The 10,932-nt window shown below is 74.1% G+C and carries 11 protein-coding genes; 10 read left to right on the top strand and 1 reads right to left on the bottom strand.

All coding sequences use genetic code 11. From position 1 onward, the window contains the following. Nucleotides 1-123: 123 nt before the first annotated feature. Nucleotides 124-2,172, bottom strand: a complete 2,049-nt coding sequence (locus ACFV0G_RS24455) for an elongation factor G (RefSeq protein ID WP_380551743.1) — start codon at nucleotides 2,170-2,172, stop codon at nucleotides 124-126. A 259-nt stretch (nucleotides 2,173-2,431) separates the two neighbouring features. On the opposite strand from ACFV0G_RS24455, the gene pgsA reads away from it, so the two are divergent. From pgsA to ACFV0G_RS24505, 10 genes are all read left to right on the top strand, one after another. Further along, nucleotides 2,432-3,091 (top strand): phosphatidylinositol phosphate synthase, encoded by a 660-nt coding sequence (pgsA, locus tag ACFV0G_RS24460; protein WP_380551746.1) that lies wholly within the window; start codon nucleotides 2,432-2,434, stop codon nucleotides 3,089-3,091. Continuing rightward, nucleotides 3,088-3,993 (top strand): phosphatidylinositol mannoside acyltransferase, encoded by a 906-nt coding sequence (locus ACFV0G_RS24465; protein WP_380551749.1) that lies wholly within the window; start codon nucleotides 3,088-3,090, stop codon nucleotides 3,991-3,993. Before pgsA ends, ACFV0G_RS24465 begins: the two co-directional genes overlap by 4 nt. After that, complete coding sequence (locus ACFV0G_RS24470) at nucleotides 3,990-5,174, top strand: glycosyltransferase family 4 protein (protein ID WP_380551752.1); 1,185 nt, start codon at nucleotides 3,990-3,992, stop codon at nucleotides 5,172-5,174. Before ACFV0G_RS24465 ends, ACFV0G_RS24470 begins: the two co-directional genes overlap by 4 nt. 49 nt (nucleotides 5,175-5,223) lie before the next feature. Then, nucleotides 5,224-5,568 carry a 5-carboxymethyl-2-hydroxymuconate Delta-isomerase gene (locus tag ACFV0G_RS24475; protein WP_380551755.1) on the top strand — a complete coding sequence of 115 codons (345 nt, stop codon included), beginning with the start codon at nucleotides 5,224-5,226 and terminating at the stop codon, nucleotides 5,566-5,568. Nucleotides 5,569-5,579: 11 nt separating this feature from the next. Beyond that, a complete protein-coding gene (locus tag ACFV0G_RS24480; protein ID WP_380551757.1) occupies nucleotides 5,580-6,125 on the top strand; it encodes a hypothetical protein in 546 nt (181 codons plus the stop codon). A 124-nt stretch (nucleotides 6,126-6,249) separates the two neighbouring features. Then, entirely contained in the window at nucleotides 6,250-6,834 is a 585-nt protein-coding gene (locus tag ACFV0G_RS24485) for a TetR/AcrR family transcriptional regulator (RefSeq protein WP_380551760.1), read from the top strand. Nucleotides 6,835-6,951: 117 nt separating this feature from the next. Continuing rightward, a complete protein-coding gene (locus ACFV0G_RS24490; RefSeq protein WP_380551763.1) occupies nucleotides 6,952-7,938 on the top strand; it encodes a zinc-dependent alcohol dehydrogenase family protein in 987 nt (328 codons plus the stop codon). 496 nt (nucleotides 7,939-8,434) lie between these two features. Next, nucleotides 8,435-9,346 carry a pyridoxal 5'-phosphate synthase lyase subunit PdxS gene (gene pdxS / locus ACFV0G_RS24495; protein ID WP_380551765.1) on the top strand — a complete coding sequence of 304 codons (912 nt, stop codon included), beginning with the start codon at nucleotides 8,435-8,437 and terminating at the stop codon, nucleotides 9,344-9,346. An 84-nt stretch (nucleotides 9,347-9,430) separates the two neighbouring features. Further along, nucleotides 9,431-10,048 (top strand): pyridoxal 5'-phosphate synthase glutaminase subunit PdxT, encoded by a 618-nt coding sequence (gene pdxT / locus ACFV0G_RS24500; protein ID WP_380551768.1) that lies wholly within the window; start codon nucleotides 9,431-9,433, stop codon nucleotides 10,046-10,048. Nucleotides 10,049-10,127: 79 nt separating this feature from the next. Beyond that, complete coding sequence (locus ACFV0G_RS24505; RefSeq protein ID WP_380551771.1) at nucleotides 10,128-10,886, top strand: YebC/PmpR family DNA-binding transcriptional regulator; 759 nt, start codon at nucleotides 10,128-10,130, stop codon at nucleotides 10,884-10,886. Nucleotides 10,887-10,932 lie beyond the last annotated feature (46 nt).

Below are 10,932 nucleotides of genomic sequence, written 5' to 3' on the forward strand. Positions count from 1 at the left end.
GGGCCCCCCCGCGGGGGCCCCTGCCCCCCCCCGGGCGGCGACCCCCCCCCCCCGGCCCCCCCCCACCCCCCCGCCCGACCCCCCCGGGGCCGCCGCCGCGCCCGCCCCGCGCCCGCCCCCGGCTCAGGAGGCGTGCCCGTACTGGGCGGCGAGGCCGGCCGGCATCGGGGCGTGCCGCAGGTAGCTGCGCGAGAACTGGCCGGTGCCGTGCGACAGCGAGCGCAACTCCACCGGGTAGCGGGTGAGTTCGAGCTCCGGGACCTCGGCGCGGACCAGGCTCATGCCGGGCCCGCCCGGCTCGGTGCCGAGCACGTGCCCGCGCCGTGCGGAGAGGTCGCTGAGCACCGCGCCCTGGTACTCGTCCGGGAGCAGCACGTGCACCTCGTCGACGGGTTCGAGCAGCTGCACGCGCCCGTTGGCGGCCGCCTCGCGCAGCGCCAGCGCGCCGGCGGTCTGGAAGGCGGCGTCGGAGGAGTCGACCGAGTGCGCCTTGCCGTCGGTCAGGGTCACCCGGACGTCCACCATCGGGAAGCCGGTGACCACCCCGTGGGCGAGCTGGGCCCGCACGCCCTTCTCGACCGAGGGGATGAAGTTGCGCGGCACGGCGCCGCCGACCACCTTGTCGACGAACTCGAAGCCGCCGCCCGGCAGCGGCTCCACGGTGAGGTCGCAGATCGCGAACTGCCCGTGCCCGCCGGACTGCTTGACGTGCCTCCCGTGCCCGCTGGCGCCGCTGGCGAAGGTCTCGCGCAGCGCCACCCGGTACTCGACGGTGTCGACGTGCACGCCGTAGCGGGTCCGCAGCCGGTCCAGCACCACTGCCTGGTGGGCCTCGCCGGTGCACCACAGCACCAGCTGGTGGGTGTCGGGGTTCTGCTCGACGCGCAGCGCCGGGTCCTGGGCGGCGACCCTGGCCAGGGCCTGCGAGAGCTTGTCCTCGTCCGCCTTGGAGTGCGCCTCCACGGCGGCCGGCAGCAGCGCCTCCGGCTGCGACCAGCGCGGCAGCTCCGGCCGGTCCTCGGCGGCCAGGGTGTCGCCGGTGCGGGCCGAGGCCAGCTTGGCGAGGCAGACCAGGTCGCCGGCCAGGGCGTGCGGGACCGGCCGCTGCTGCTTGCCGAACGGGCAGCTCAGCGCGGTGACCTTCTCGTCGGAGCCGCCCGCGACGTGCACCGCGGTGTCCGGGCGGACGGTGCCGGACCAGACCCGGGCGAGGCTGAGCCGGCCCACGTACGGGTCCTCGCCGGTGTGCACGATCTGGGCGGCCAGCGGCGCCTCCGGGTCGCACGGCGGCAGGCCGTCGTCGGCCCGGTCGAGCGGGGACGGGAAGGCGGCCGCGATCAGGTCGAGGAGCTCGGCCGCCCCAGGCGCGGTGCCGGTCGGCTCGGCGGGCGGCGCGGTGGCCACCACCGGGTGCACGGCGGCGGCCAGGAACTCCCGGCGCAGGGCGGCCCCCAGCGAGGCGGCGTCCAGCTCCTCGCCCGCCACGTACCGCTCCAGCAGCGCGTCGTCCTCGCCGGCGATGGTCTCCACCAGGTGGCCCCGGTCGGCGTCGAGCTCCGGGATCTCGCCGGGTTCGCCGTAGCGCCGGCCGGTGAGCAGGTCGACCGAGCCGACCAGGTGCCCGTCGCGCAGGGCCGTGTCGCACAGCTGCAGGACGGTGTCCGGGTGGCCCTCGCCGAGCGCGTCCTGGAGGGTCGCCATCACCTCGTCGAGGCGTACCCGGACGGCGTTCAGGTGGGTGAGCACGATCGCGGTGGGGAGCCCGGCGGCCCGGCAGCGGCGCCAGAGCGCGAGCGTGGGCGCCGAGACCGGGTCGGTGGCGGAGACCACCAGCAGGGCGGCCTCGGCGGCGTGCAGGGCGGCGCTCTGCTCGCCGGCGAAGTCCGCGTAGCCCGGCGCGTCCAGCAGGTTGATCTTGCAGTCCTGCCAGGCCAGCGGGATGAGCGCGAGCTGGACGGAGCGCTGCTGCTGGTGCTCGATGTCCTCGGCGTCGGCGACGGTGGTGCCGTCCGGGACGCTGCCCGTCCGGGTGAGGGCGCCCGCGGCCAGGGCCAGGGACTCGACGAGGGTGGTCTTCCCGCTGCCCGTGCCGCCGACCACGGCGACGTTGCGCAGCTGCTCGGGTCGTTCGACGGTGGGGGCCGCGGTGTGGGTGGCTGCTCGGTCCGCCATGGCTGCTCTCCTGCGGTTCGCGGGTGGCTGCGGCGTTCGCGCCCGTCGTGCGCGGTGCCGGTGGGCACCTGCTCCGACGTGCCGGTGTGCCGCGCGTGGTGGGCCGGTCGGGCCGGCGGGCTGCTCGGGGGCGTGGGGCGGCGGAGCCCGCGATCAGCGTGGATACCATTGTCCGGCCGGGCGGACCGATCCGCTCGGCCGCCCGGCGGCACGGACGCCGCGGGCGGAGTCCGGTGAGATCGGAGCGGTCGGGAAGGCCATGCTCAACAAATACGCGCGTGCCTTCTTCACACGTGTTCTGACGCCGTTCGCCGCGATGCTGCTGCGCTGGGGCGTCAGCCCGGACGCGGTGACGCTGATCGGCACGGCCGGGTCGGTCGCCGGTGCGCTGGTGTTCTTCCCGCGCGGGGAGTTCTTCTGGGGCACCATCACGATCACCCTGTTCATCTTCTCCGACCTGGTGGACGGCAACATGGCCCGCCAGGCCGGGCGCTCCTCGAAGTGGGGCGCCTTCCTCGACTCCACGCTCGACCGGGTCGCCGACGCGGCGATCTTCGGCGGTCTGGCGATGTGGTACGCGGGCAGCGGGAACAACGACCTGCTCTGCGCCGTTGCCCTGTTCTGCCTGGCCAGCGGTCAGGTGGTGTCGTACACCAAGGCACGCGGTGAGAGTCTGGGCTTCCCGGTGGACGTGTCGGGGCTGGTGGAGCGGGCGGAACGGCTGGTGATCAGCCTGGTCGCGGCGGGTGTGGCGGGGCTGCACACGTTCGGCCTGCCCTATGTGGAGTGGCTGCTGCCGTTCGCCCTCTGGGTGGTCGCGGCGGGCAGCCTGGTGACGGTGATGCAGCGCATCCTGACCGTGCGCAGGGAGGCCCAGGAGGCCGACCGGGCGCGGGCCGGAGTCGAGGGGGCGGCGTGAGGGACCGGTTGGTCGACTGGCTGTACGCGCTGGGGTGGGCGGCGGTGAAGCGGCTGCCCGAGCCGCTGGCGCGCGCCCTCTTCTCGGCGATCGCGGACCGCGTGTGGCGCGGCCGGGGCAAGGGCGTGGCGCAGCTGGAGGCCAACCTGCGCCGGGTCCACCCCGAGGCGGACGAGGCCCGGCTGCGCGAGCTGTCCCGGGCCGGCATGCGCTCCTACCTGCGGTACTGGATGGAGTCGTTCCGGCTGCCCACCTGGAGCCTGGCGCGGATCGCCGACGGCATGCAGGTCAAGGGCCTGGAGCAGCTCAACGAGGCGATGGCCGCCGGCCGCGGCGCGGTGCTCGCGCTGCCCCACATGGGCAACTGGGACCTCGCCGGCGCCTGGATCGCCTCGGCCGGCGGATACCCGTTCACCACCGTCGCGGAGCGGCTCAAGCCCGAGTCGCTGTTCGACCGCTTCGTCGCCTACCGCGAGGGCCTGGGCATGGAGGTGCTGGCGCTGACCGGCTCCGACGTGTCGGTGATCGGCACCCTGGCCCGCCGGCTGCGCGAGGGCAAGCTGGTCTGCCTGGTCGGCGACCGGGACCTCTCGGAGGCCGGCATCGAGGTCGACTTCTTCGGCGAGGCCACCCGGATGCCGGCCGGCCCGGCCGCGCTCGCCCAGCGCACCGGCGCCGCGCTGTTCCCGGTGACGCTCTGGTACGACGGCCCGGTGATGCGGGCCGAGATCCACCCGGAGATCGTGCCGCCCGCCGAGGGCGACCGGCGCGAGCGCACCTCGGTGATGGTGCAGGCCCTCGCCGACGTGTGGGCCGAGGGCATCCGGGAGCACTCGGCGGACTGGCACATGCTGCAGAAGCTGTGGCTGTCCGACCTGACACCCAGGGGGGCCGCGCAGTGAAGATCGGCATCGTCTGCCCGTACGACTGGGACGTGCCGGGCGGCGTCCAGTTCCACATCCGCGACCTGGCCGAGCACCTGATCCGGTGGGGCCACGAGGTGTCGGTGCTCGCGCCCGCCGAGGACGAGTCGGCGCTGCCGCCGTACGTGGTCTCGGCGGGCCGGGCGGTCGCGGTGCCCTACAACGGGTCGGTGGCCCGGCTCAGCTTCGGCATCCTGTCGGCGGCGCGGGTGCGGCGCTGGCTGCACGACGGCCGGTTCGACATCCTGCACGTGCACGAGCCGTCCTCGCCGAGTCTGTCCATGCTGGCCGCCTGGTCGGCGTCGGGTCCCATGGTGGGCACCTTCCACACCTCCAACCCGCGCTCCCGGGCGATGATCGCGGCCTCGCCGATCCTCCAGCCGGGCCTGGAGAAGATGTCCGCCCGGATCGCGGTCAGCGAGTACGCCCGGCGCACCCTGGTCGAGCACCTGGGCGGCGACGCGGTGGTCATCCCCAACGGCGTGGACGTCCGGTTCTTCGCCGACGCCGAGCCGGAGCCCCGCTGGCAGGGCCGGGCCGCCGACGGCGAACCCGGCACCATCGGCTTCATCGGCCGGATCAACGAGCCGCGCAAGGGCCTGCCGACCCTGCTGGCCGCCCTGCCGCGGATCCTCGCCGAGCGGCCCGGGGTCCGGCTCCTGGTCGCCGGCAAGGGCGACGAGGAGGAGGCCGTCGAGGGCCTGGCCCCCGAGGTGCGGGCCCAGGTGGAGTTCCTCGGCATGGTCAGCGACCAGGACAAGGCCCGCCTGCTGCGCAGCGTGGACCTCTACGTGGCGCCGAACACCGGCGGCGAGAGCTTCGGCATCATCCTGGTCGAGGCGATGTCGGCGGGTGCGCCGGTGCTGGCCAGCGATCTGGACGCGTTCCGGCAGGTGCTGGACGGCGGCGACGCGGGGGAGCTGTTCCCGGTCGAGGACGCGGACGCGCTGGCCTCCGCCGCGGTGAAGCTCCTGGGCAGCCCGGAGCGGCTGGCCGAGCTGCGCGAGGCGGCCTCCCGGCACGTGCGGCGCTTCGACTGGAGCACGGTCGGCGCCGACATCCTGTCGGTGTACGAGACGGTCACCGACGGCATGCCGCCGGTGGCCGAGGACGAGCGGGTCGGCTGGCGCGAGCGGTTCGGGCTCGCGGCCCGCGACTAGCGCCGACGGCTGACGGCCGACGGAAGACCGACGACGAGGAGAGACGGCGATGCCGCAGATTTGGGTCGAGCACTCCCGGGGGCTGGCCTTCGACCGGCGGGGCTTCGCCGCCGAGCTGCACCCGGTGGTGGCCGAGCTGATCGACACCACGGTGGAGGCGTGCAAGACGCGCTTCCGCACCGTCGAGGAGGAGTTCCTCGGCGACGGCGAGCCCGGCCGCTCGGCGGTCTACCTGGAGCTGCGGATCCTCACCGGGCGCCCGCCGGCGCTGCGGACGGAGCTGAGCCGGCGGGCGCTGGCCCTGCTGGAGAAGCACGTGCCCGGCGAGCGGGTCCACCTGGCGGTCAACGTGACCGAGCTGGACCGTGACGTCTACCTGTCGGCCGCCCGGTAGGTTGGCTCGCCGTGACTACCTGGATCTGGTCCATCGCGGCCGTCGTGCTCTTCGCCGTCTACCTCAGCTGGACGGCCGGGCGGCTTGACCGCCTGCACGCGCGGATCGACGCCGCCCGGGCCTCGCTGGACGCCCAGCTCGTCCGGCGGGCCTCGGTCGCGCAGGAGCTGGCGACCTCCTCGCTGCTGGACCCGGCGGCGTCGCTGCTGCTGTACGACGCCTCGCACGCCGCCCGGCAGGCGGAGGACGAGCACCGCGAAGTGGCCGAGAGCGACCTGAGCCTGGCGCTGCGCGCGGTCTTCGCCGACCCGGAGCAGATCACCGCGCTGCTGGAGGCGCCGGGCGGCAAGGAGGCGGTCACCGACCTGACGGCCGCCGTGCGCCGGGTGCCGATGGCCCGCCGGTTCCACAACGACGCGGTCCGCGCCGCGCGTGCCGTGCGTGAGCACCGCCTGGTGCGCTACTTCAGGCTGGCCGGGCGTGCGCCGTTCCCGATGGCCTTCGAGATGGACGACGAGCCGCCGCAGGCGCTCACCCCCGAGGGCGCCCCGGCCTGACCGGGGGAGTGCCCGGCGGGGCCGTGCGGGCCCGCCCGTCCCGGGAATCGGACAGACCTGTCTGTATGATGTGTGGGCAGGGTGCCGACCGGTGCCCGCGGGCCGACGCAGAACGGGAGAGGTCGTGGCCGTCACCACCAAGCGGGTCCCGGCGCGCGAGCGCATCCTGTCGACGGCCTGCGAGCTCTTCGCCGAGCACGGACTGCGGGGTGTCGGCGTCGACCGGATCATCGCCGAGTCGGGGGTCGCCAAGTCGACCCTCTATGTGCACTTCCCGTCCAAGGACGAGTTGGCGGCGGCCTATCTGCGCCGCACCGACGACTCCTGGCGGGGCCGGCTGAGGGCCGCCGCGCTGGCGGCCGGCGACGACCCCCGGGAGCAGCTCGTCGGCCTCTTCGACGCGGTCGACGACGCCTTCCGGCGGCACGGCTTCCACGGCTGCCCGTTCATCAACGCGGCGGCCGAGAGCGAGCCGGGCAGTCTGCCGCACACGGTCACCGTGGAGCACAAGCGGGCGGTGCGCGCCTGGGTGCGGGGGCTCGCGGAGGCGGCCGGCGCCGCCGATCCGGACGGGCTGGCCCGCCAGCTCACCCTGCTGGTGGACGGCACCCTGGCGGCCGGCAAGCTCGAACAGGACCCGGAGCTGCCCGCCGCGGCCGCGGGCGCCGCGCGGGCCCTGGTCGAGCGGTTCTGCCCGGCGCCCCGCTGATCCCGCCCCACCGGCCCGGTGCTCCGGGGACGGTGGGGCCTTTTAGGGCTCGAAAGAAACAGACCGGTCTGTTCGATTGGATGGGCCGGCACAACGGTACGGAAGGCAGGGAGCGGCATGCGCGCAGTAGTCCTGGAGGAGTTCGGCGGCCCGCTGCGCCTGCGGGAGATCGACCGGCCCGCGGCCGGCCCCGGACAGGTCCTGGTGCGGATCGGCGCGAGCGGCGTCAACCCGCTGGACACCAAGATCCGGGCCGGCCGGGCCGCGCACGCCCGCACGGTGCTGCCGGCGGTGCTCGGGCTCGACCTGGCCGGGACGGTCGAACAGGTCGGCCCCGGCGTGGAGGGCTTCGCCGCGGGCGACGAGGTGTACGGCATGACCGGCGGCGTCGGCGACCTGCAGGGCTCGCTGGCCGAGTACGCCGCGGTGGACGCCCGGCTGCTGGCCCGTCGGCCCGCCGCGCTGGACGTCCGGGAGGCCGCGGCGCTGCCGCTGGTCGCCATCACCGCCTGGGAGGGCCTGGTGGACCGGGCCGGCGTCCGGGCCGGACAGCGCGTCCTGGTGCACGGCGGCGCCGGCGGCATCGGGCACGTGGCGGTGCAGCTCGCCCGGGCCCGCGGTGCCGAGGTGTTCGCCACCGGCTCGCCCCGCAGCCTGGCCGCCGTCGAGGCGCTCGGCGCGGTGCCGATCGACTACACCGCCACCACCGTGGACGGGTACGTCGCCGAGCACACCGGCGGCGAGGGCTTCGACATCGTGGTCGACACGGTGGGCGGCGCCACCCTCGACGACTCCTTCGCGGCGGCCCGGGTCTACACGGGCCACGTGGTCAGCGCGCTCGGCTGGGGCAGCCACAGCCTGGCGCCGCTCTCCTTCCGCGGGGCCACCTACTCCGGGGTCTTCACCCTGCTGCCGATGCTGACCGGCCGGGGCCGGGCCCACCACGGCGAGATCCTCACCGGGATCGCCGCCCTGGCGGATGCGGGCCGGCTGCGGCCGCGGCTGGACCCGCGGCGGTTCGGCCTGGACACCGTGGCCGAGGCGCACGCGCTGGTGGAGAGCGGCGGCGCCGCGGGCAAGGTGGTGGTGGACATCGCCGGCTGACCCGCACCGGCCCGCGCAGTCGCCCCGGAGCTGCCGGGACGTGACGTGCAGCACGCCGCCGGCCCCCCGCAGCGCCGTTCCGGTCTCCCGGAGGCCGGACGGGCGGAGCGCGGAGAGCCGGGCCGGTGCGGTCGGCACCGCGAGCGGGCGCCGGGCGGTCGGCCGCCGTGCGGCCCTCCGGGCCCACCGCCTTGCCGTGGTTTCCCCCGCTTCGTTCAGGTGCGTCCCCCGGGGCCCGCAGCGCGCCGCGGCGGCGCCGCGGCCACGCTGCCGGACGCCCTGGGGATAAGCCAGCATGAATGCAAGCCATCATGCGTCAGCTGGAATGAACGAAGGCCGCCCGGAGATCCCACCACCTGCGCCGGGACGGGCCGCCGCAGGGGCTACTGTTTGTCAGAGGCGGACGCCTTTGCTGGACTGTATGGCGCATCGGTAAGGGGCGTTCGCGGCCTACGATAGGTCGATAGCACCGGTTCATCTTCGAGTGAGGTCTTACGTGTCCACCACCCCCATCACCGCAGAGCAGCCGCAGATCGGCACCGCCCGGGTCAAGCGCGGCATGGCCGAGCAGCTCAAGGGCGGTGTGATCATGGACGTGGTCAACGCCGAGCAGGCGAAGATCGCCGAGGACGCCGGCGCCGTCGCCGTCATGGCCCTGGAGCGGGTTCCGGCCGACATCCGCAAGGACGGCGGCGTGGCCCGGATGTCCGACCCCAACATGATCGAGGAGATCATCGAGGCGGTCTCCATCCCCGTCATGGCCAAGTCCCGGATCGGCCACTTCGTCGAGGCCCAGGTCCTCCAGTCGCTCGGCGTCGACTACATCGACGAGTCCGAGGTGCTGACCCCGGCCGACGAGATCAACCACTCCGACAAGTGGGCCTTCACCACCCCCTTCGTCTGTGGTGCCACCAACCTGGGCGAGGCCCTGCGCCGCATCGCCGAGGGCGCGGCCATGATCCGCTCCAAGGGCGAGGCCGGCACCGGCAACGTGGTCGAGGCCGTCCGCCACCTGCGCCAGATCAAGAACGAGATCGCCAAGCTGCGCGGCTTCGACAACAACGAGCTGTACGCCGCCGCCAAGGAGCTGCGCGCCCCGTACGAGCTCGTCAAGGAGGTCGCCGAGCTCGGCAAGCTGCCGGTCGTGCTGTTCTCCGCCGGTGGCGTGGCCACCCCGGCCGACGCCGCGCTGATGCGCCAGCTCGGCGCCGAGGGCGTCTTCGTCGGCTCCGGCATCTTCAAGTCGGGCGACCCGGCCAAGCGCGCCGCCGCCATCGTGAAGGCCACCACCTTCTTCGACGACCCGAAGATCATCGCGGACGCCTCCCGCAACCTGGGCGAGGCCATGGTCGGCATCAACTGCGACACCCTGCCCGAGAGCGAGCGCTACGCCAACCGCGGCTGGTAGTCGACTCCGTCCGGCCCGCCGCGCAGCACCTTCGCGCGGCGGGCCGCCGCACGTTCCCCCGCATCGACCGAAGAGGTAGCAACCGTGTCCAGCAGCAACCCCGCCATCGGCGTCCTCGCCCTCCAGGGTGACGTCCGCGAGCACCTGATCGCGCTGGCGGCCGCCGACGCGGTGGCCCGCCCGGTCCGCCGCGCCGAGGAGCTGGCCGAGGTGGACGCGCTGGTGATCCCCGGCGGCGAGTCCACCACCATGTCCAAGCTCGCCCTGCTGTTCGGCGTGATGGACCCGCTGCGCGAGCGGGTGGCCGCCGGCATGCCGGTGTACGGCACCTGCGCCGGCATGATCATGCTGGCGGACAAGATCCTGGACGGCCGCGACGACCAGGAGACCGTCGGCGGCATCGACATGACGGTCCGCCGCAACGCCTTCGGCCGGCAGAACGAGTCCTTCGAGTCGGCGATCGACTTCCGCGGCCTGGCGGGCGAGCCCGTCAACGGCGTCTTCATCCGCGCCCCGTGGGTGGAGGCGGTCGGCGCGGGCGTCGAGGTGCTGGCCGAGGTCCCGGCCGCCGACGGCCCGGACAGCCGCATCGTGGCCGTCCGCCAGGGCAACCTGCTGGCCACCTCGTTCCACCCCGAGCTGACCGGCGACCACCGGGTGCACGAGTACTTCGTGCGCATGGTGGAGGCCGCCGCGCAGTGACCGTGTGCCACCTCCCCGTGGCGGCACCGGTAGGATCTCCTCTGTTCATTTCCCTTTTGGCGACGTAAAGGAGCTGGCGATGTCCGGCCACTCTAAGTGGGCTACCACCAAGCACAAGAAGGCCGTGATCGACGCCAAGCGCGGCAAGCTCTTCGCCAAGATGATCAAGAACATCGAGGTGGCGGCGCGCACCGGCGGCGGCGACCCGGCCGGCAACCCCACGCTCTACGACGCCATCCAGAAGGCGAAGAAGAGCTCCGTCCCGATCGACAACATCAACCGCGCCGTCAAGCGCGGCTCCGGTGCGGAGGCCGGCGGCGCCGACTACTCGACGATCATGTACGAGGGCTACGGCCCGAACGGCGTGGCCGTCCTGATCGAGTGCCTCACCGACAACCGCAACCGCGCCGCCTCCGACGTGCGCGTGGCGATGACCCGCAACGGCGGCTCGATGGCCGACCCGGGCTCGGTGTCCTACATGTTCACCCGCAAGGGCGTCGTGATCGTCCCCAAGGCGGACGGCGTGGACGAGGACAAGGTCTTCGAGGTCGTCCTCGACGCCGGTGCCGAGGAGGTCAACGACCTCGGCGAGTCCTTCGAGGTCATCAGCGCCGCCACCGACATGGTCGGCGTCCGCACCGCGCTGGTCGACGCGGGCATCGACTACGACTCGGCCGACGCCAACTTCGTGCCCAGCGTCCAGGTCGAGCTGGACGTCGACGGCGCCCGCAAGATCCTCAAGCTGATCGACGCCCTGGAGGACAGCGACGACGTGCAGAACGTCTTCGCCAACTTCGACATCAGCGACGAGGTCGGGGCCCAGCTCGACGCCGAGTGAGCCGACCTCCCCTCCGGGCGGGCGGGGGGCGGGGCGACGCCCGGCG

The organism is Kitasatospora sp. NPDC059571 (genome assembly GCF_042735675.1).
Classification (GTDB): domain Bacteria; phylum Actinomycetota; class Actinomycetes; order Streptomycetales; family Streptomycetaceae; genus Kitasatospora.